The organism is Gracilibacillus dipsosauri, assembly GCF_003176895.1.
Lineage (GTDB): Bacteria > Bacillota > Bacilli > Bacillales > Amphibacillaceae > Gracilibacillus > Gracilibacillus dipsosauri.
In genome coordinates this window covers 145275-165064 of sequence record NZ_QGTD01000004.1, presented here as the reverse complement: position 1 = coordinate 165064, position 19790 = coordinate 145275, and the positions used below count along the sequence as shown (strand labels likewise).

19 protein-coding genes and 1 riboswitch are annotated in these 19790 nt (G+C 38.7%); of the genes, 15 read left to right on the top strand and 4 right to left on the bottom strand.

What is annotated here, in order from left to right; translation table 11 throughout:
• The first annotated feature begins 371 nt into the window (after positions 1–371).
• The 4 genes from DLJ74_RS02520 (at position 372) to DLJ74_RS02505 (ending at position 4987) form a co-directional block, all read left to right on the top strand.
• Positions 372–1532: a ParM/StbA family protein gene (locus tag DLJ74_RS02520; RefSeq protein ID WP_109983225.1), complete on the top strand. Its 1161-nt coding sequence runs from the start codon at positions 372–374 to the stop codon at positions 1530–1532.
• 9 nt (positions 1533–1541) lie between these two features.
• The gene (locus DLJ74_RS02515; protein WP_054788137.1) at positions 1542–2126 is read left to right on the top strand and encodes a hypothetical protein; all 585 of its coding nucleotides are present in this window, start codon (positions 1542–1544) and stop codon (positions 2124–2126) included.
• A 222-nt stretch (positions 2127–2348) separates the two neighbouring features.
• Positions 2349–3527 (top strand): glycerate kinase family protein, encoded by a 1179-nt coding sequence (locus DLJ74_RS02510; RefSeq protein WP_109983224.1) that lies wholly within the window; start codon positions 2349–2351, stop codon positions 3525–3527.
• The gene (locus tag DLJ74_RS02505; RefSeq protein ID WP_109983223.1) at positions 3524–4987 is read left to right on the top strand and encodes an SLC13 family permease; all 1464 of its coding nucleotides are present in this window, start codon (positions 3524–3526) and stop codon (positions 4985–4987) included. The genes DLJ74_RS02510 and DLJ74_RS02505 overlap by 4 nt, the downstream gene beginning before the upstream one ends.
• A 62-nt stretch (positions 4988–5049) precedes the next feature.
• Here DLJ74_RS02505 and DLJ74_RS02500 read toward each other — a convergent pair whose 3' ends face one another.
• Both DLJ74_RS02500 and DLJ74_RS02495 read right to left on the bottom strand, forming a co-directional pair.
• Positions 5050–6300 (bottom strand): oligosaccharide MFS transporter, encoded by a 1251-nt coding sequence (locus DLJ74_RS02500; RefSeq protein WP_109983222.1) that lies wholly within the window; start codon positions 6298–6300, stop codon positions 5050–5052.
• A gap of 16 nt (positions 6301–6316) precedes the next feature.
• The gene (locus tag DLJ74_RS02495; protein ID WP_109983221.1) at positions 6317–7303 is read right to left on the bottom strand and encodes a glycoside hydrolase family 43 protein; all 987 of its coding nucleotides are present in this window, start codon (positions 7301–7303) and stop codon (positions 6317–6319) included.
• A gap of 414 nt (positions 7304–7717) precedes the next feature.
• On the opposite strand from DLJ74_RS02495, the gene DLJ74_RS02490 reads away from it, so the two are divergent.
• From DLJ74_RS02490 to DLJ74_RS02465, 6 genes are all read left to right on the top strand, one after another.
• Positions 7718–8467: an SDR family NAD(P)-dependent oxidoreductase gene (locus tag DLJ74_RS02490; protein WP_109983220.1), complete on the top strand. Its 750-nt coding sequence runs from the start codon at positions 7718–7720 to the stop codon at positions 8465–8467.
• A gap of 16 nt (positions 8468–8483) precedes the next feature.
• Positions 8484–9218: an SDR family NAD(P)-dependent oxidoreductase gene (locus tag DLJ74_RS02485; protein ID WP_109983219.1), complete on the top strand. Its 735-nt coding sequence runs from the start codon at positions 8484–8486 to the stop codon at positions 9216–9218.
• Between the two features lie 122 nt (positions 9219–9340).
• A riboswitch (PreQ1 riboswitch) is annotated at positions 9341–9387 on the top strand.
• A gap of 253 nt (positions 9388–9640) precedes the next feature.
• Complete coding sequence (gene queF, locus DLJ74_RS02480; protein WP_109983218.1) at positions 9641–10141, top strand: preQ(1) synthase; 501 nt, start codon at positions 9641–9643, stop codon at positions 10139–10141.
• A gap of 12 nt (positions 10142–10153) precedes the next feature.
• Positions 10154–10819, top strand: a complete 666-nt coding sequence (queC, locus tag DLJ74_RS02475) for a 7-cyano-7-deazaguanine synthase QueC (RefSeq protein WP_109983217.1) — start codon at positions 10154–10156, stop codon at positions 10817–10819.
• Between the two features lies 1 nt (position 10820).
• Complete coding sequence (locus tag DLJ74_RS02470) at positions 10821–11363, top strand: VUT family protein (protein ID WP_109983216.1); 543 nt, start codon at positions 10821–10823, stop codon at positions 11361–11363.
• 88 nt (positions 11364–11451) lie between these two features.
• Entirely contained in the window at positions 11452–11964 is a 513-nt protein-coding gene (locus tag DLJ74_RS02465; RefSeq protein ID WP_109983215.1) for an acyl-CoA thioesterase, read from the top strand.
• Positions 11965–12161: 197 nt separating this feature from the next.
• Here DLJ74_RS02465 and DLJ74_RS02455 read toward each other — a convergent pair whose 3' ends face one another.
• Entirely contained in the window at positions 12162–15794 is a 3633-nt protein-coding gene (locus DLJ74_RS02455) for an endo-1,4-beta-xylanase (RefSeq protein ID WP_109983213.1), read from the bottom strand.
• A 168-nt stretch (positions 15795–15962) separates the two neighbouring features.
• Here DLJ74_RS02455 and DLJ74_RS02450 point away from each other — a divergent pair, with 168 nt between their 5' ends.
• From DLJ74_RS02450 to DLJ74_RS02430, 5 genes are all read left to right on the top strand, one after another.
• Positions 15963–16676, top strand: a complete 714-nt coding sequence (locus DLJ74_RS02450) for an MOSC domain-containing protein (protein ID WP_109983212.1) — start codon at positions 15963–15965, stop codon at positions 16674–16676.
• Positions 16677–16737: 61 nt separating this feature from the next.
• Positions 16738–17109 (top strand): hypothetical protein, encoded by a 372-nt coding sequence (locus DLJ74_RS02445; RefSeq protein WP_109983211.1) that lies wholly within the window; start codon positions 16738–16740, stop codon positions 17107–17109.
• Positions 17096–17605 (top strand): RNA polymerase sigma factor, encoded by a 510-nt coding sequence (locus DLJ74_RS02440; protein ID WP_109983210.1) that lies wholly within the window; start codon positions 17096–17098, stop codon positions 17603–17605. Before DLJ74_RS02445 ends, DLJ74_RS02440 begins: the two co-directional genes overlap by 14 nt.
• Complete coding sequence (locus DLJ74_RS02435; protein ID WP_054860066.1) at positions 17602–17838, top strand: hypothetical protein; 237 nt, start codon at positions 17602–17604, stop codon at positions 17836–17838. The genes DLJ74_RS02440 and DLJ74_RS02435 overlap by 4 nt, the downstream gene beginning before the upstream one ends.
• A 76-nt stretch (positions 17839–17914) precedes the next feature.
• Positions 17915–19255: a sodium-dependent transporter gene (locus DLJ74_RS02430; protein WP_425454559.1), complete on the top strand. Its 1341-nt coding sequence runs from the start codon at positions 17915–17917 to the stop codon at positions 19253–19255.
• A gap of 19 nt (positions 19256–19274) precedes the next feature.
• Here DLJ74_RS02430 and DLJ74_RS02425 read toward each other — a convergent pair whose 3' ends face one another.
• Positions 19275–19715, bottom strand: coding sequence for an OsmC family protein (locus DLJ74_RS02425; RefSeq protein ID WP_109983208.1), 441 nt, complete (start codon positions 19713–19715; stop codon positions 19275–19277).
• Positions 19716–19790 lie beyond the last annotated feature (75 nt).

Here is a 19790-nt window from a genome sequence, read left to right as displayed (position 1 = left end):
CAATCCCTTATTGTTGGATGTCATGCTTTTGGTAAAAAAAATAATTCTAGTTTTATGGAAATACATATTTTTTTAGGTAAAGAAACATTGCGTAAACATTACAGTACACAAGATTACAAAAATGTTTACATGTACACATTTAACGTATACATGTTTACAAAAGTGTGTACATGTTGTAATATAAGGAAGTGTACACAAGTGTAAACAACATAAACATTTTCGTATACAAGTGAAGTCTTTCGTGAAAAGATTACAATTATCTTTCTTTTTTACGAAAACCATTGAAGGAATACAGATAATAAAATATTCTTTTTTTAAGGCTTTATTTTTAGAAAGAAGTCTAAAAGCAAATGATGAGAGGATGGATACATATGAGTCAATCAAGAATAGCAGCAATTGATGTAGGAAATGATTCGGTTAAAGCAATATTTGGAGAAATGGAAAGGGAAATTAACATTCCAAATATTGTTGCCATCGATACAGAAGACCGTCCAGTAATCGGAATTGAAGAGTTAGATCAGAAAGATCCTCTAGAAGGGTTGCACATTCGTATACACTCACCGGCATTAAAAGAGAATAACACTATTTATCGTGTTGGTCATTTGGCAACAAAGGCAGGAAATTCAACAGAGCTAGATCCTGGTAGCAGCAAATCACAGGAAGACCAAACATTAGTCATGTTATTTACTACCATTGCTTTAGATGCAGTAGAGGCTTTTAAGTCGAATACCAATCAAGTTGTTGATGCAAATTATACATTAGGAACAGGATTACCACTTCGAGAAGTGAAGGAAGGAAAAGATGCAGGCTATCGTTCCAAGCTGATAGGTTCCGTTCACCAGATCGAATTTCTAGTGACACCACAGCATCAAGGTAAGAAAGTAAACATCAAGTTTGATGAAGCAAAAGTATATCCGGAAGGGTTCGCTGCGTTTATTAACCTAGTGATGGATGAGGACTTGAAGATTATTAATAAGAAATTAATAGATAAGCAAATTCTTATTCAAGATATTGGCGGTTTATCTACCGATATTGCGGTGATTAGAAACAGAACTGTAGATGACGATAAAGCGCAAGGCTTTAACTTAGGAGTATCTGAATCACTGGAAACCATTCGTGAGGAAATTTTTACAAAGCATGGGGTCGAATTAGACAGTCGACGAGATGTCGTGGATATTATTACGAGAAAAAATGACCGAAATCACATCATGGTAAAAGGAAGTCGGACAAGCGTCCATGATATTACAGATAGAATTCTCTTAGAATTGGCAAAGAAACAATACCGTCTTTTACGAAATGTATGGCAAAAAAATTCACAAACCGAAATCTGTTATTTTGTCGGTGGTGGATCAAATGTCATTAAGGAATACTTAAAAACCTTAAACAACAATCTAGACGGCTACAATATCGAATTTTTTGAGGATGAAAAAGAAAGTATTTGGATGATGGCGAATGCTTACTATAAGCTGATTGCCGAATTTTTAAAGAAATCTAATAAAAAGGAACAGAAAAAAGCCTCTGCTCAATCATAAGGTGATAACATGAATAAAAATAATGAAATCAAAAGGGGTCAGACGATATCCTTTCGTATCCCTTCTGAAACTCCTGATTATATTTTAAAAGAATTACAGCATTTAAAGGAAAAAGAAAGACGGAATTTTTCGAGTAAAATAGCTGAGTTTGTCCTGAAGGGTGTAAATGAAGGGACATCGAAGGAACAAGAAACGATCACCATTCCACTTCCGAAACGCCTAACGAAGGCGCAACGTAATTGGATTAAGCATGAGCATTCCGAGGCATTGCTAGGAAGTATCATGTATCATCTGTTAAATGACCCAGTTCGCTCTACATCCCTACTCGCCTCCATGAATAGTAATGCTACAAATATTGATGAGGCATTATACTTACAGGAAGAGATGCTAGAAGAGTCTGAGCAACAAGAGCCAGAGCTTGAGAACGAGACAACTCGAACAAAAGTAAATCACAAAGAGCTTGACGATGATCTAGATGCGATTGATTGGAATGAAGCATTAAGCCAAACGCGTGATTCAGAAGAAGCAGAGGAGCCGGAAGAGGAAGACCTTGATGATCTCTTAGGAGACTTTTTAAGTAAGATGAATAAATGATTTATGCTAGAAAGCTTTTGAACGTCCGCTAATATGATTAGCGGACTTTTTTATGCGTTTGGAAAGTATAGAATTTTTGTAAGAAGTAATGCGACATAGCGAAAATTTTGAACAATTCTCATCTAAAACTAATGAACTTTTCATAAGACTCTCATTCTTCTCTCATTTTTCAAAACTATAATCAATTTGAAATAAAAAAGATAAAGTGGGAGGCTATCAAGTATGAAGATTGTTATTATACCGTCAGGGTTCAAGGAGTGCTTGAGTTCAGAGGGGGTTGCGAAAGCCATGAATAACGGGATACAAAGGTTTGATCCGAATGTAGAAACAATGGTGATTCCCATGATTGATGGTGGGGAAGGATTTGCTCATACGATTATAAAGCTAAAAAAGGGGGAACTGATTTACCGAGAAGTAATTGGTCCGATTGGTGAAAAGGTTCGGAGCCATTTCGGAATATTTCAGGAAAATGGAAAAAAGACAGCAGTAATAGAAATGGCAGCTGTGGCTGGTCTAACGCTTATTCCTAGAAATAAGAGAAACCCTTTAAAAACAACTACGTTTGGTGTGGGACAATTAATAAAGTCTGCTTTAGATTTGGGTGTAGACGATATTTTGATCGGTTGTGGTGATTCAGGGACATCGGATGGAGGAGCGGGTATGGCAGAAGCCCTTGGAGTTCGTTTCCTTGATAAATATCATCAAGCATTAAATATTGGTGGTGGGGGAGACTTACATTCCATTGAAAATATCAATATCTCAGGCATAGATCCGCGGCTTTCTAAGGTAAAAATCGATGTGGCATGTAACTGGTATAACATTCTTTGTGGGCCAAGAGGCGTAGCGCGTGTGTTTGCTCCCCAAAAAGGAGCGAACCCTGAAGAGGCTGAGCAATTGGCGCGTAATTTAGAGTATTATGCTCAATTAATTTTACAGCAAATGGAGGTGGATGTAAGAACAACGCCAGGTGGAGGGGCATCGGGAGGCTTAGGAGCAGGTCTAATGGCATTTACTGGTGCTACATTACATCCCCGTTTTGACATTATCATGCAATATATACAATTAGAAGAACATATCAAAAATGCAGATTTAGTATTAACCGCTGAGGGCTGTTTGGATTATCAAACGCCGAATGGGAAAATACCAGCAGAAGTGGCACGGATTGCAGGAAATTTAGGAGTTCCTGTTATTGCCATTACGGGAACGATTGGGGAAGGAGCAAGCATCAATTATACGAATGGTATTCATGCATATACGAGTATTATTCAAAGTCCAACTTCTCTAGAAATAGCAATGAAAGATGCTTCAAGGTTAATCGCTGATAGTGCCGAGGCTGCTGTGAGGCAAATTCGCATCGGCTATCAAATGGCAAAACGTAAATATAAGCGAGAGATAATATGAATGCTACTACCAGAATTGAAAGAAGAAAATCTACTTCTTATCAGATATTCAAAAAAACTCTTTTAGCGATGCCTAACTATTCCTATATTCTCTTAAGCTTATTTATAGTAGTATGCTTTGCGATCTTCTTTACTAGTTCTTTAGATTACAAAGGCAAGGTAGCGCTGATTGTTTTTGTGATAGCGATGATCTTATGGATTGCGACAAAGCTTCCTGCGGGTTATGTAGCGCTTGGAGCCATACTATCGATTATTCTTTTAAAAGGAGCAGACGCTAGTCTCTTATATGATTCTTTTTCATTAGAGATTGTTTGGCTGATGATAGGGGCTTTCATCATCGGGGAGGTGATAAAGGTTTCTGGTTTAGCAAATAGAATAATCACTAATATTATGAAGAACTCTGCTACTTCCAATAGTGTTTTATTTCATGTGCTGATAGCTTTACTTCCATTATCTATTTTCATTCCTTCTACATCGGGGAGGGCGGCGATAACATTGCCTGTTGTAAAGGAATTAGCTCCTTTCATTCAAGACGATAAACATAAACAAGTCCTTGCGATGTTTGTGCCGACTATCATTCTTATGACAACTTCAGCAACCCTTATCGGAGCTGGTTCCCATCTAATTGGTGTGGAGATATTAGAGAAAACAACTGGTGAAACGATTACTTATTTAAATTGGCTCATTTGGGGAGTGCCATTTGCTATATTTATTAGTTTTGTCAGTTATTTAGCTGTGAGACTTTTATGGATGAGAGGAAAGTCTACCCCTCTACTTTCCTTAACGAAGAAGCATTCTATTTTTACAAAAAATGAAAAAATAACAGAAAAAGAAAAGAAGGCTTTAATTTTTATCGGGACACTATTCCTTCTATGGGTGACAGAGGGCATTCACGGACATGATATCGGTTTTATTACAATCATGGGAGCATTAGTGTTTATGTCACCTAAATTTGGTCTTCTATCATGGAAACAAGGGGTAAAATCCGTATCATGGAATTTGATCTTATTTGTATCGGCAGCAACAGCATTAGGAATAAATCTTGTGGAAACAGGAGTTGTAGACTGGATTGAATCCTCTATTTTTCAATTCGTGACAAGTTTTTCTAACTTTTCTGTTTGGGGAATGCTTTGTTTTATCTTACTTGTTTCCATTACTAGTCATTTGTATATTACTTCCCATACCACAAGAGCAATTGTTTTAGTTCCTGGGCTATTGATGCTTGGTACCTCGTTTGGTTTCAATGGAATCGCTGTTTTATTCTTGAGTTTAGTAGGGATGAATTATTGTTTAACCTTTCCGGTAAGTTCGAAAGCTTTGCTTGTTTATTTTGAAGAGGAAAAAATCAGTTATAAAGCAAAAGACTTAATGAGGTTAAGTTTCCTATTAATGCCGATATATTTTATTAGTATACTACTATTTTATTACACCTATTGGGATTGGACAGGTTTGACCTTATAATAATGAAAACGGAACTGCCATATAGACAGCTCCGTTTTCATCAAGATTTCTTCATTTTGTCTCTAAGCAGCAGCAGCGCTTTTATTTTTTGTATAATATCTTTCACTTCTCATAATTAACGCCCCTACTACAACAAATGCCATAATAATGATTGCCATCACCACATATCCATTCTGGAATCCGATTGATCCATAAAGAGTACCCATTACGTAGGAGAAGATCGTAATTCCAACTTGTTTTGCGAAATTAAATCCAAGCATGTAGACGGTGGCTGATAGGCGAACATCAAATACGCCAGTGATATATTTCATAATCGAAACTAGCATTAAAGGCATTTCGATTGCTGCTAGTAACCTCCAGAATGCTAACATCCATACCTCTGTCAAATAAGCAGAACCAAGAACACGGACAAATAAAACGATTCCTGCTAGAATTAGTCCATTTTTAGCCCCGATTTTATTAATAAACCATGGAGCGAGAATCATAAAGCCTGCTTCCAGGAATACTTGTACAGAAGCAATACGGCTAAAGACAAGCTCTCCTCGAGATGCATCATCAAAGAAGCTAGCAAAATAGTTCGGGAATTGCTGATCAAAAACATCAAACATTGTCGCGATCCCGATCATCATGATACAGAATCCCCAGAAGCTTCTATTCTTAAATACATTCAAAATATTTTCCTTCGTAACCGGTGATTCCTCTTCTTCTACCTCTGGTGCATGAACCTTTTCTTTTTCTTCCTTTTTCACACGAAGTGCCCATAATAGCACACCAAGAATGACTGCAGATACGGTACACGCCCAAAAAATACTGTATGGATTTCGAACAAACATGATACCACCGATAAATGCAGCAGTACCACCTGCTAGTGAACCGAATAAACGAACATGTCCATATTCGTAGTTACTGGCACGGGTTGACCGTTCGATGTAGGCTTCGACAACACCGACACCGCCATTTAAACATAAACTTAAGTATGCCCCACCAACAATGGCGCCAAAGATTGCGTTCATTTCTAGTAGTGGAAGAAAAGCAAATTGAACAAATGGTCCGATAAATAAAAGGCATAAAACAACAAAACCGAATAAATATTTTTTAAGACCTAATTTATCTTGGATAAGACCATAGATAGGTTCCAAAATAAGTGCAGTCACGGCCATAGCAGAGAACACTAGACCTGCGACGCTAGTGCTGAGGTTCGCTGTTTTGTCTAACCAAAATGGTAAAAAGGCAAATATTAATGCCCAGATCATGAAATAAAAGTAATACATCCCGCCAAAGTTCCAGAACTTTAACTGTTTTATGTTTTTCATTGCTGACTACTCCTTCTTATTTTAAGACTTCTGGTGTTTGTGGTGTCCATCTATCATCAGGAACAGGTTCTCCGAAGATAGGATTCCCTTGTTCATCCCATTCTATCTTTTGAGCTCTTGCTTGACGATTCGGTTCATAAAGTGGATCACCAACTAAATCGGTATAATTTCTTGCGTGGTAGACTAAGATGGTTTCGGCGCCATCTTCAGATTCTGTAAAAGAATTGTGTCCAGGTCCGTATTGACTATTCTCTGGACAGCTTTGGAAGACTGGTTCCTGGCTTTTCGTCCATGAATTCGGATTCAATAAATCGTCATCTGCATTGGCAGTAAGTAATCCCATGCAATAATCAACACCAGTTGCACTTCCGGAATATGTGATAAAAACCTTTCCATTCTTGATTAAAACAGCTGGTCCTTCATTCACCCAAAAGCCTTTGATTTCCCAAGAAAGTTCCGGTTTTGTAAGCATGATAGGTTCTGTTTTTAATGTCCAAGGATTTTCCATCTTTGCAATATACAAATTGGAATGCCCTTTAATCTCTAAATCCTGCTGGGCCCATACATAATAGAGCTCGTCCTTGTGGTGGAAAATAGTTGCATCTAATGCAAAGGTAGACATGCCTGTCTCGACTTCCCCTTTTTCGACCCAGTTTCCTTCCATCGGGTTATCTGATGCGTTTTCAAGAACGTACATTCTATGGTTGAATGTATCATCATCAATGTTCGTGTCTGGAGCAGCAGCGAAATAAATATACCATTTGCCGTTTGCTCGATGAATTTCAGGTGCCCAGATTAATTCACTTAATGGACCGCTTTCATGCTTCCGCCAAACAGCCACTTCCTTCGCGTCATGTAGTTCATTAAGCGTTTTCGCTCTTCTTAATACAATTCGGTCATAAAGTGGATGAGATCCTGTGAAATAATAATAGCCATCTGAGTGCTTATAAACGAAAGGATCAGCACGCTGTAAAACAATTGGATTCAATATTTTCTCACACATATTTAAACACCCCTAAGTAATGAAATTAGAAAGATTTGAAATAGTAAAACCTTTTCATAATGAACAATATCTTTCTATATAAGTAATTTTGTAAGTAATAGTTTGTGCAATGAAAAGGATAACACTTATACGTATAAGTGTCAATTAAATTTTTCAATAAGTTATTTGTATCTTATATCTAGTTAAATAAAGAATTAGATATTGTTAATGTGGTGTGGCTTATCAGCTGTGGAGTGGATGATTCGTACAACTATTTGAAAGCGTTTTACAATATGTTCGTATAAGAAGGGAAGAAATCATTAGTCTTTTATATTTAGATGTAAAATAATTTGATATTAAAATATTTAATGTTAAAATAAATAAAGAATTACTCAACTATAAGATGTTGCAATGATAAGAAAGGGAGTGCTTATATTGAGACTGGAAGGCAAAGTTGGAATCATAACAGGCGGTGCTTCTGGGATTGGCCGAGGAATCGCTCTTGCTATGGCAAAAGAAGGTGCACATATTGCGATAGTTGATATTAATGAAGAAAAAGGCAATCAAACCCTGAGGGACATATCGCAATATAAAGAGGGTATGCTATTTATTAGAGATATTTCGAAGAAAGCAAACATCCATCCAATCATTAATGAGGTTATCGATAAATTCGGAAAGCTAGATATTCTTGTGAATAATGCACACGCTTCTAAGCAGGCTTCTTTTGTCGAAACAACGATGGAAATGATGGAGCTGTCCTTTGGTACAGGCTTTTATCCAACCTTCCATTTTATGAAGGCTGCATACCCGGAGTTGAAGAAATCGAAGGGGAAAGTGATTAACTTTGCTTCAGGTGCAGGAATTTCTGGTCAGCCAACCCAAACATCCTATGCTGCGGCAAAGGAGGCAATCCGTGCGATCACTAGAGTGGCTGCAAACGAATGGGGGCCAGAAGGAATTAATGTCAATCTTATTTCACCGATTGCTTTAACGGAAGGGGTAGAGGCTTGGAGTGAGAATCATCCAGAGCTATATGAACAAATGGTCAACAATATCCCGCTTCGTCGCTTAGGCCAACCAGAAGAGGATATCGGACGAACTGCTGTGTTTTTAGCAAGTGATGATTCCCATTATATTACCGGCCAAACCATTATGGTCGATGGAGGCTCTATCAAAATTTATTAATCGAGGAGGAAAAGAAATGGGACGTTTAGACAATGAAATTGCTATAGTAACAGGTGGTGCATCAGGTATTGGTGAACAAATCGTGGATCTTTTTAGTCAGGAAGGAGCAACTGTTATTGCAGCAGATATCAATGAAGCTGCATTAGAGAAGGCGAACAACAAGGACAATGTAGTTGGAATGAAATTGAATGTTGCATCAGATGAGGAATGGGCGCAAGTTGCTAAAGAAATTAAGGAACGCTACGGCCATATTGATATTTTAGTAAATAATGCCGGGATCTCTTCGGAGAAAGCATTCAAGGATATCGATTTAGAGGATTGGCAAAAAATGCTCGCAATCAATGGATTTGGCCCATTTGCTGGGATTAAACATATCGCACCATACATGTCGGAACAAAAGCAAGGCTCCATTGTAAATATTTCTTCGTATACTGCGCAAATCGGCCAAGGCTTTAACCATTACTCTGCTTCTAAGGGTGCTGTACGGGCACTATCCAGAGCAGCTGCTACCCAGTTTGGTAGAAGTGGAGTCCGTGTAAACACCCTTTTTCCGGGGATTATCGATACACCAATGACTCAAGGCTTATCTGAATCAAAGGAATTATTAAACCAATTAATACAAGCCACCCCACTACAACGATTAGGAAAGCCAGACGATATCGCAAAAGCCGCCTTATTCCTAGCTTCAGATGATTCATCTTATATTACAGGTGCTGAAATTGTAATTGATGGAGGCTTTTCTGCTCAATAGAATAAGCTAAAACCAGTCACGAGAGAGGTGGCTGGCTTTAGATGTTGGTTTAGTTAATTCTAGCTTACCACATTGACAACCCTCGTCATCTCCTATATTATAGTTAGGAAAAGAATACTCGAACGGAAGAGGTTCATAGCTGAAACCCTCTATAAAAAACTATGGATGTTACGAGAATGCCATGTCCATATTAGGATGTGGCTTTTTTGTACGTTAGGAAAAAATAAAATTTTTGCAAGAAGTAATGCCATGAAGCGGAAATTTTGAAGTCCAAAGTAGTAAAAAAGCTAACGCATCTGCTAAAAGGGAGCGAATGCGAGGTTTTCTAGTACGTTAGGGCGAGTGCCTAATATCCGAAGTGAAAATAGTTTAGCTATGAACTTTCTTGTCATGTTTGGGAGCAGGTACAAGGAGGTTTTTTTATGTCTGGGAGAAGTCATGAACAAGGATTACAAGACCTAAAGCAATTAGGGAATCAAGATACACAATATACGGATGATTATGCCCCTGAGGTGTTAGAAGCAGTGGATAATCTACATTCTGATCGCGATTATTTTGTAAAATTTAATTGTCCAGAATTCACGAGCCTATGTCCGATTACAGGTCAGCCTGATTTTGCGACAATGTATATTTCTTATATACCAAATCAGAAGATAGTTGAGAGTAAATCGCTGAAGTTATATTTGTTTAGCTTTCGAAATCATGGGGATTTTCACGAGGACTGTGTCAATATTATCATGAATGATTTAATTCAATTACTAGATCCTCGTTATATAGAGGTGTGGGGTAAATTTACTCCGCGTGGTGGCATATCGATTGATCCATGGTGTAATTATGGAAAGCCAGGGACGAAATATGAGGAAATGGCAACACATCGCCTAATCAATCATGATTTAAATCCTGAAAAAATTGATAATCGTTAAAGGGGATTGCATATGAAGCAGGACAAAGCAATTGTTGTTTTTAGTGGTGGTCAGGATAGTACGACTTGTTTGTTTTGGGCCAAGGACCGTTTCAAAGAGGTAGAAGCGGTAACCTTTGATTATGGTCAGAGACACGCTCTGGAAATTGAGTGTGCAAAGGAAATTGCAGAAGAGCTTGGAATCAAGCATCATATTTTAGACATGTCCCTTCTTAATCAGCTAGCACCAAATGCATTGACTCGTGAGAGCATGGAAGTAGCAGAAGGGGAGGAGGGGGAGCTCCCATCCACCTTTGTGCCAGGAAGAAATTTGCTTTTTTTATCCTTTGCGGGTGTGTTGGCGAGTCAAGTAGGAGCAAAGCATCTCGTGACAGGTGTCTGTGAAACGGATTTTAGTGGTTATCCAGATTGCCGTGATGTTTTTATCAAATCATTAAACGTTACGTTAAACCTTTCCATGGACGATAATTTTGTTATTCATACGCCATTGATGTGGCTCGATAAGGCGGAAACGTGGGAGCTTGCAGATCAACATGGTGCACTGTCGTTCGTTCGGGAGAAAACATTGACATGCTACAACGGAATAAAAGCAGACGGATGTGGGGAATGTCCAGCATGTAAGCTTCGTAACAAAGGGTTGGAGCAATACTTAGAAGCGAAGAAAACGGAGGAATTATAGTATGTTAAGAGTGTTTCTATATTTACTTTCTATTGTAACGGCAAATGTCGTCACAGCGGCATTGATGCCATTGCAATTTGGTATTTTTATTATTCCAATGGGAACCTTGTTCATCGGAGCAACTTTTATTTTTCGTGACCTGGTTCAAAACAAGTATGGAAGAGGGAATACTTATTTATTTATTCTGACCGCATTAATATTATCTGCTATCGTTTCAGCATTGCTAGGTGATTCATTAATGATTGTCGCGGCATCTGCACTTTCATTTATTATCTCAGAAACAGCAGATACTGAGATTTATACGCGATTGAAGTTACCGATCGCCTGGCGCGTGTTTTACAGTGGAATAGTCGGTGGCTTTTTTGATTCTGTTGTATTTGTCCTAGTTGGACTAAGCCCACTTGGAGCTGGAATGCTTCCTTGGGAGGCTGTGACAGCAGCGATCCTTGGACAAATCATCGCCAAAACAATCATTCAGATGATTGGTGCGATCATATTGAATCAAGTATATATAGTGAAACAAAAAGATATGGTAGCAGAGTAAAGTAGGAGAGTTGTCCGATAAGGATGACTCTTTTTTCATGAAATTGGGGTAAACTAAATATACTGTTATAATAAGATGAGGTGATGGAATGGAAAAATCTTTTGTACGAGAATCATTAGCAATTAAGGTATGTCATGTATTCATTTCCGATACGAATAATCATGGAACACTTTTTGGTGGCAAACTAATGAGTTATATTGATGACATTGCATCCGTTTCCGCGATGAGGCATTCAAGAAAACCTGTTGTTACAGCGTCTACTGACTCAGTTGATTTTCTAGCACCTATAAGCACTGAAGAGTCAGTCTGTTTAGAGTCCTTCGTCACATGGGCAGGAACTAGCTCGATGGAGGTTTTTGTCAAAGTGATAGCCGAAAACCTTTTAACAGCCGAGCGAACCATTGCGGCAACAGCTTTTTTAACTTTTGTAGCCGTTGGGGAAGATGGGAAACCAGTTCCAGTCCCAGGCGTTATACCAGAAACAGAAGAAGAAAAATACTTACACCGAACAGCAGAACAACGTGTCGAAGCAAGGAAACAAAGAAAAGCATCAAGTAAGGAATTAGCACAGTATATGGATAAAAGTAAGCTGTGGGAGTAGTTGCAAAAAAGTAGGAGCAACTTGCAAAAAAATTCGCTCAGCTGCAAAAAAGTGGGAGCAAGTTGCAAAAATATTCACACAGACGCAAAAAAGCGGAAGCAACTTGCAAAAAAAATCCACGCAGCTGCAAAAAAGCAAGACCCACTTGCAAAAATCAAAATCACAGCCTCCCTCGTTACGACGGAGGCTGTGAATAATTAAATCTCTCTCTTCCTCTTTCTCTTAAACAAGAAAGTACTTGCTCCTATCAGTAGTAAAATCAATCCACCTAATAAAAAGTTGAACGTACTAGTCGAGGTATCTGGTAATTCCTTCTCTTCCTTAGCGTCAACCATCGTTTCCATATCTTCTTCAAATACGGTAAATGTGCTAAAGTGATCGATTTTTGCTGTCACGTTGCCATTCTTATATTCTCCGCCTACTACTTCCCATTTCTCTAATTGTGGATTTAAATAGAAGATTTTTAGAGAATTTGAGTGTTCGGCCACGGCTTTGTTGACAACAAAGGAAACTATGATATTAGAATCAAATTCACTTATTTCCTTGTCGCCTTGAATGATGTTGAAATCATAGACGGCACTTAAGGCATCTTCTATTTGTTCTAATTTTTGGAGAATAATGTCCACAGCTTGATTGCCGTTTGTAAAAATGGATGCAGGTATTTGAAGGGTGACGTCCTTCTTTTTTATCATGATTAACGCATGAAGTTGCTTTAACAGCTTCACTTGCTCCTCTGTTAAAAAAATGGCTATCGAAGAGCTATGTTCGCTTAAATCAATAATTAATTCACCATTATATGCTAATTGGTCGAAAATGGCATCATTCACCGTGGCCTGATTATCCTCTACCTTTGGCTTGGTTATAACATTGGGTTCAAGCTCCGGTTTTTCCTGACCTGGATTTTTCGGAGTTGGTTCATCATCCGGCTTTTCGATGTCTGGTTCCTCAGGGGTTTCCACACCTTTCAGAGTTAATTCACCAAAAACTGATGTATCCTGATAGCTTGTGCCTGTGGTGTCATTCCAAGTTGCGATACTTTGGCGCGCACCTTCATTTCCATCATTAATTTGGACATCGAATCCAATTTTTGTTTCATTTACTGGTGTGATTGTTTTAAAAGGAATCTTAACCTCAACGATATAACCATCATGCGTTTGGTTTGTTGCAGACTTAACCCCTTCGGCAATACTTCCAGGATTAAAAGATGCTTCGTTGTCAAAATTAACTCGGTATTGCCCGTCATCCACTTCGTAATAAGAAGTCTTCCCATTGTTCTCATCGACAAAGACTTCAATGGAATCCTGCTCCCAGGCATTTTCACTTGTTTTATCAAGTGCAGAATCCTTTACTTCTACTAGTACATATAAATTTTCCTTATCCCAGAGTGCTTTTGCAGTACCATTTGCCCCTTGCCATGCCATTTGATACCGATTCACCTGAAGCTCGGCTGCATTGCTCCATGAATCATCAACTGTACCATCGATCTTTGGAGCCCCGAATGCTGCGGTGCCTTGATTTGCTTCTTTTTCCTCTGGCTCATGCTCAGCGAGGAATTTTTCTGGATCGATGACGGCATAATAGGCTGGTTTTGCTTGTAAATTTTTATCAAACAATAATGGGCTTTGTTCTGCTCTCCAGCTTGTAGCATCATTCAATCCCCAGAAGGTAACACGAGAAATATGCTCCTTGTGTTCCTTATAGAGCTTAAACAGCTGGGCATATAAATAGCCCTGCGCATTTGCCTGTCCCTCCGTAAGTTCATTATTAGTACCAGCTGTAATGTCTAGCTCAGTCACCCCGACTTCTACACCGAGAGAAATAAATTTCTCTAAAGAACGTCGGACATTTTCAGGGTTTGTATTCAAATTATAGTGTGCCTGCATGCCAATGCCATCAATCAATAGCTCTCCGTTATTTTCTGCTCCATAGTTTTCGTTAATCTCTTTGACCATTTGGTAGATTGCTTCTGCTTTATTTTGATTATCATCATTATAATCATTGTAGTATAGTGGAATATTCCAGTCGTTTTCTTCTATTACTTCTTTTGCTGCACGAAAAGCCTGTTCAATATAATCAGGTCCAATAGCCTTATACCAGCCAGATTGGCGTAAGGATGCCTTCCAATCAGATGGATTCGGAGGATTATCGTTCATCGCCTCATTCACGACATCCCATGAGATTACATTTGGACCAAAGTGCTCCACTGTTGTTTGGACATGCTTTCTTAGATTGTTTAGTGCCTCTTCTCTGCTCAATGGTTGACCATTTTCGTCAGAATGGAGCCATTCCTCTGACTGCTGGTGCCAAACAAGCACATGTCCATGGATTTGAAAGCCTTCCTCTAGTGCTTTGTCTACAAGCTCATCTTCTGCTGTAAAATCAAATTTTCGCTGCTCATTATAAGCATAGGCTGGCTTCATCGCATTCTCGGCTGTTACTAACTGATGGTGCTTTTTTAAGAGCTCGAGTCGAGAGCCTTCTAATTCTGCGGTGGAAATAGCATTACCGATGAGAAAATCATCCTTATAGACATCCTTTATAGAAGGTAAATCCTTCTCAATATCCGTACCACCAGAATTAGCTGGTTCAAATGTAATATCATCCATATAGAAGGAAGCTGTACTGCTTGTGCTCTCGACATAAATGGTTAAGTAACCATCTCCTGTACTATTATATCGATAACTCCCTTGTAGCTGTACCCAACCATCTTCTGTAGTGATCGTTTTTCCATCCAAATTATGATAGCTTGCATTGTCACCTTGCCCAACCTGTGTGGAAAGCTGTAACTCAGTGCTTTCTTCTGAGAGCAGCTTCACCCACACAGAAATGTTGTATTCCTCTCCCGTATCTATATATGGATCGACTCGCAATGCGGGACCGTGCCATGTCTCTGTTCTTTCTTCTACTTTTAGTGCAAAGGAACCGCCTTCTGTGTGATTAGCTTCATCGGTTACAGCCAGAACTTCTGTACCAGATCTACCCTCGATTCCTTCCATTGATTGGTCCTCATAATCGATGGTCGAAAATTGTTGGACAGGAGGCTCTTGCTCCTCTGGTTTTTCTTCTGGAGCTGGACCACCAATCCATTGCGCGATTTCCTCGAGCGTTGTATCCATTAAGACATAATGTCGACCCATTGCATAAGGACTGCCATCTGGATAACCTACTTTAAAGGCATATTTTATACCATTTTCTTTATTAGCTGCTTCTGCTTCCCCGTTGTAAGTACCATATGGATACGCCATAAGTACAGGATCTTTGTTAGTGATAGATTTCAAATATTGATTAGCTGCAGCAATTTCAGCTGATGCTTGCTCTATGGCAATCTCTTGATGCCAAACGTACTCTTGATCATGTGTTTTCGAATGGTTTTCTAGACTGATGCTTTCTTCATTTACAAGACTTTCTAACTGATCCTTTGACATGCTATAATCTCCATCAATCCAATCACTAACAACAAATAGCACGGCCTGCATGTTATATTGCTTCAAAATAGGTAGTGCGTTTGTTACGAAATCAGGAGTAGCATCATCAAAGGTTAACAAGATTGGTTTTTCTGGAGCTTCTTCCTCCCCATTCATGATACGAACATATTGCTCTGACGATAACGTATTATAGCCATTCTGATGCAAATATGCCATGGTTTCTTTAAATTTTTCCAAACTAGTATCTGTCCATTCAATTGTCGGATTCTCCACGATCCGATGATAAAGAAGGACAGGGATATCTTCCTTTTCCTGTGCATGGATAGTAGAGGGCATCCATCCAGCTGGTAAAACTAATAAAGATATAAGCAGTAATGATGTCATTTTCTTAAAATTCTTACTCATTAAGCAATCTCCCTTCTTTTTAAACGCTTACATAAGAACCACAACTCTTATTATATCGTTTTGATTTTTAACAGATAACCAGAAAAATTAAAGAAGCTTCTTTAAAAATTTTAGAAATTTCCATAGAATAGATATTACCTTACATAATTCTGTCAGAGGAGAGATGAAATGAACCCACCAATTATTCGAAAATTATTAACAGGCAAAGTGAAAAAATTAGGAAGTCCAGAAGCTAAAGACAAAATGGATCGTGAATGGGAGAGTGCTATTTTTAAGCAAAGTGTAGAAGGGAGGAAGTGGCTTAGCAAAACGGGACTAGCAGGTGATGAGGTAGCAGATACGAAAAATCATGGTGGTCTGGAAAAAGCAATTTTTGCCTATTCAACCCATCATTATGACTATTGGCGCAAAGAACAAGGGATAGAAAAGATTGGAATAGGTGCAATGGGGGAAAATTTAGCGGTAGAATCTTTAGATGAACAGCGTGTTTGTATAGGAGACACCTACCGATTTGGTGAGGCAGTTATCCAAGTGGCTCAACCGAGAAGGCCGTGCTGGAAGCCTGCAAGACGATATCGCATCATGGATTTTGCTCTGCAGATACAGGAGACAGGTAGAACAGGGTGGTATTTTCGCGTATTGGAAGAAGGCTATGTTCAAGCAGAACAGGAATTAATTTTGCTAGAGCGACCTTACCCTAAATGGACGATTGCTCAATGTAATGAAGTGATGTATCGTAAAAAAGATGATTTAGCTCTCGTAGAGGAACTAGCTTCCTGTCCATTCTTAGCGGAAAGCTGGAAGGAGACCCTGTCGAAAAGGTTGAAAGGAAAGAAGACATCCTCTAGTGATAAACGTGTATTTGGTCCAAATAAAAATTAGAAGTGAACCTTTCTATCTACTTACTTGTATAAGTAAGTAGAAGAAGGAAAGGAAGGACAATATGACATTAGGTTGGTTAATCAGTACAGTTGTTGTGGTGATCTTAGGAAATGTTTTCGCAATATTTATCGCTACGTTAAACAAAAAGGTGGTCAAGGATTCACAAGGCAAAATTGATTTTAAGAAAACAGATATTTATTTTCAATGGACGAGATGGGATAATATTAATATTGTAGTTGCAGGATATACGTATCTCTGCCTGATTGGTTTATGTATTGTTTTACTTCGCGGAGATAATATTGAAAGCCCTTGGGTGCAATTTTTTCTTCATCAGACCGCTATATTTTCTTTACTCACCATTATTTGGCTTATCTCTAGAATTGTTTATGTACTTAAGGGAATAAAAAAACGGTGGCCAGATGAATTTGAATAAGGCGGAGCAAGAAGAACAATACAGCCTTGAGGAATTGTTCGTTTCTTACAAAACCCCTATCTATCTTTTTATCTACCGTTACTGTCAGGAGGAGCAGCTAAGTATTGATATCGTCCAGGATACCTTTTTGCGTTTTCATAAATATCAACATCAATTTGATGCGAGAAAATCCTCGATCAAGACCTATTTATTTCGCATGGCCTATCAATTGATGATTAATCGGTTGAATAAGAGGCAACGCTGGAAGAAGCTTTTGCCATTTTTATACCAGAAAGAAGCCCAACATGAAAGCATGTCGTCTATTGATAAACTTACGATCCAAGAAGCTATCAAGCAATTACCTGAGCATCAGCGTGCAATCATTTTATTAACCTATTATCATGATTTAAGTCAAAAAGAAATTGCGAAAATACTAGAAATACCTATTGGGACCGTCAAATCAAGATTACATGCTTCGTTGAAAAGATTAAAAGAGCTATTGGAGGGAACGGCATGAATAAAAAAGAAATACCAGAAGAGCTCAAAGAAAGGTTAGAGGAGTTTCATGTAGAAATCCCTCAGATACCACTGAAAAAAAACAAGCTAGATCAGCTAGCAGACTGGATCTGTAAGCCTGTGAAGAGTCCTTTGGAGTTCCTTTCCATACATGAGAAGTCTACGATCAAGCTTGGTTTATATCCATTGTTTGCGATATTCATCCTACTTCTACCTACGATGTTTTTAATCTAATCAAGGAACAATCCTACACTTCCCTTAAGACCATATAAAGTTTATAATAGTCTTTATATGAAAAGGAGTGTTTGCGATGCGTGAACAATGGTCATCCAAAATTGGGTTTATTATGGCTTCCGCTGGTGCTGCGATTGGACTAGGTGCCATTTGGAAGTTTCCATATCAGGCAGGACTAAATGGAGGAGCAGCATTTTTCCTATTATTCATTGTCTTCACCCTTGTGATTGGATTATCGATGCTAATATCAGAATTTGTAATTGGGCGTGGCGCGAAAAAAGAAGCGATCACGGCTTATAGAACCTTAGCGCCAAATAGCCATTGGAAAATGATCGGTCAGCTAGGTGTATTAGGCTGCTTTCTATTGCTTTCCTTTTATAGTGTGGTAGGTGGTTGGGTCTTGATTTATAGTGCTCAGTCTGTTGTTGGTCAAGTAATTAAGGATGGAGCGAATTATGAGCAATTATTTGGCGCTGTCACCTCCTCGCCCGTCATTACGTTAACAGGGTTAGCGCTGTTTTTACTCATTAATGTTGTTGTCATTTCTTTTGGAATAAAGAATGGGATTGAAAAAGCGAATAAATATATGATGCCATTATTGTTTTTATTTTTTATTATCCTTGTCGTTCGTTCCCTCACTCTAGAAGGGGCTGCGGAAGGGATCTCTTTTATTCTAAATCCAGATTTTTCTAGCCTAACAGGAGAGGGAATTCTCTATGCGCTTGGTCAATCCTTTTTTGCTCTAGCAGTGGGTTTTTCTTGTATGGTTACCTATAGCTCTTATTTAGGAAAAGAAGTGAGTATCCCGGCATCTGCTTCCTCTGTTGTCGTGATGAATATTTTCGTCTCCTTATTAGCGGGATTAGCTATTTTCCCGGCAGTGTTTGCCTTTGGAATTGAGCCTACAGAAGGGCCGGGCTTATTGTTTATTATTTTGCCGACAGTATTTGCTCAAATTCCTTTCGGGGAAGTATTCTTCTGTCTATTCTTATTATTATTTTTATTTGCGACTTTAACGTCCTCCTTTAGTTTATTAGAAATTATCGTATCTGCCTTCACGGAAAATGGAAAAAGATCGAGAAAGAAAGTGACCTGGATTTCAGGACTTGTTATGTTCATTGCGGGTATTCCAGCAGCCCTGTCCTCCAGTATTCTAAAGGATTTCATGGTCTTTAATAAAACAGTATTTGATGCAACAGATTATTTAGTGAGTAATATTTTGCTACCACTCGGAAGCTTACTTATTGCGATGTTTATCATTCATCGAATGGATAAAGCGCTGGTGGAAGAGCAGTTTAAGATGTCTAACAACCTATCCAATGGCTGGTATCGAATCTGGAGAGTTGTCATGACTTGGATTGTACCGGTCACGATTCTCGTAGTGTATGTGAATTTGATCGGGATATGGAAGTTATAACCATCTCAAGGAGAGATGGTTATTTTTTTATGACAGTGGTAGAGGAAAGATTAACAAGGTTTTGAATCGTATCACCTACTGGACAATGCTCCTCTAAAAATGTGACAAATTCCTCCACTTTTTCTTTTGGAGCATCAGTATCAATGTAAAAGGTTGAGCTTATTTCCGAATATCCTGGGCGCACATCCCCCTTATCGAAAAATCCGTCCAGATCAATATCCCCTTCTAATTCAACACGGAAATTCTTTAGATCAATATCAAATTTTTCAGCATACGTACGTGCCACAATCGATTGGCAGGATCCTAATGCAGAAAGTAATAATTCTACTGGGTTCATTGCAGTATCAGTGCCACCAAGGGATGCAGGTTCGTCAACCATCACCTTATGTCCTCGGGATTCCGTTTCTACTAAAACCTTTTCCTTTAATGTTGCTGTTGCTTTAAATGTGTGAATAGCCATGCTTGCCTCCTAAAGTAAGATGTGAAAAAGCCCTTCTCTAAAAAGGGGAGAAGGGCTGATTACCGATAGTATAAT

Excerpts from the sequence above, each read along its gene's own strand:
- DLJ74_RS02510 (WP_109983224.1), top strand. The coding sequence starts at position 2,349 with ATGAAGATTGTTATTATACCGTCAGGGTTCAAGGAGTGCTTGAGTTCA.
- queF (WP_109983218.1), top strand. The coding sequence starts at position 9,641 with ATGTCTGGGAGAAGTCATGAACAAGGATTACAAGACCTAAAGCAATTA.
- DLJ74_RS02515 (WP_054788137.1), top strand. The coding sequence starts at position 1,542 with ATGAATAAAAATAATGAAATCAAAAGGGGTCAGACGATATCCTTTCGT.
- DLJ74_RS02465 (WP_109983215.1), top strand. The coding sequence starts at position 11,452 with ATGGAAAAATCTTTTGTACGAGAATCATTAGCAATTAAGGTATGTCAT.
- DLJ74_RS02495 (WP_109983221.1), bottom strand. The coding sequence starts at position 7,303 with ATGTGTGAGAAAATATTGAATCCAATTGTTTTACAGCGTGCTGATCCT.
- DLJ74_RS02445 (WP_109983211.1), top strand. The coding sequence starts at position 16,738 with ATGACATTAGGTTGGTTAATCAGTACAGTTGTTGTGGTGATCTTAGGA.
- DLJ74_RS02500 (WP_109983222.1), bottom strand. The coding sequence starts at position 6,300 with ATGAAAAACATAAAACAGTTAAAGTTCTGGAACTTTGGCGGGATGTAT.
- DLJ74_RS02470 (WP_109983216.1), top strand. The coding sequence starts at position 10,821 with ATGTTAAGAGTGTTTCTATATTTACTTTCTATTGTAACGGCAAATGTC.
- queC (WP_109983217.1), top strand. The coding sequence starts at position 10,154 with ATGAAGCAGGACAAAGCAATTGTTGTTTTTAGTGGTGGTCAGGATAGT.
- DLJ74_RS02440 (WP_109983210.1), top strand. The coding sequence starts at position 17,096 with ATGAATTTGAATAAGGCGGAGCAAGAAGAACAATACAGCCTTGAGGAA.
- DLJ74_RS02430 (WP_425454559.1), top strand. The coding sequence starts at position 17,915 with ATGCGTGAACAATGGTCATCCAAAATTGGGTTTATTATGGCTTCCGCT.
- DLJ74_RS02485 (WP_109983219.1), top strand. The coding sequence starts at position 8,484 with ATGGGACGTTTAGACAATGAAATTGCTATAGTAACAGGTGGTGCATCA.
- DLJ74_RS02425 (WP_109983208.1), bottom strand. The coding sequence starts at position 19,715 with ATGGCTATTCACACATTTAAAGCAACAGCAACATTAAAGGAAAAGGTT.
- DLJ74_RS02520 (WP_109983225.1), top strand. The coding sequence starts at position 372 with ATGAGTCAATCAAGAATAGCAGCAATTGATGTAGGAAATGATTCGGTT.
- DLJ74_RS02505 (WP_109983223.1), top strand. The coding sequence starts at position 3,524 with ATGAATGCTACTACCAGAATTGAAAGAAGAAAATCTACTTCTTATCAG.
- DLJ74_RS02435 (WP_054860066.1), top strand. The coding sequence starts at position 17,602 with ATGAATAAAAAAGAAATACCAGAAGAGCTCAAAGAAAGGTTAGAGGAG.
- DLJ74_RS02455 (WP_109983213.1), bottom strand. The coding sequence starts at position 15,794 with ATGAGTAAGAATTTTAAGAAAATGACATCATTACTGCTTATATCTTTA.
- DLJ74_RS02450 (WP_109983212.1), top strand. The coding sequence starts at position 15,963 with ATGAACCCACCAATTATTCGAAAATTATTAACAGGCAAAGTGAAAAAA.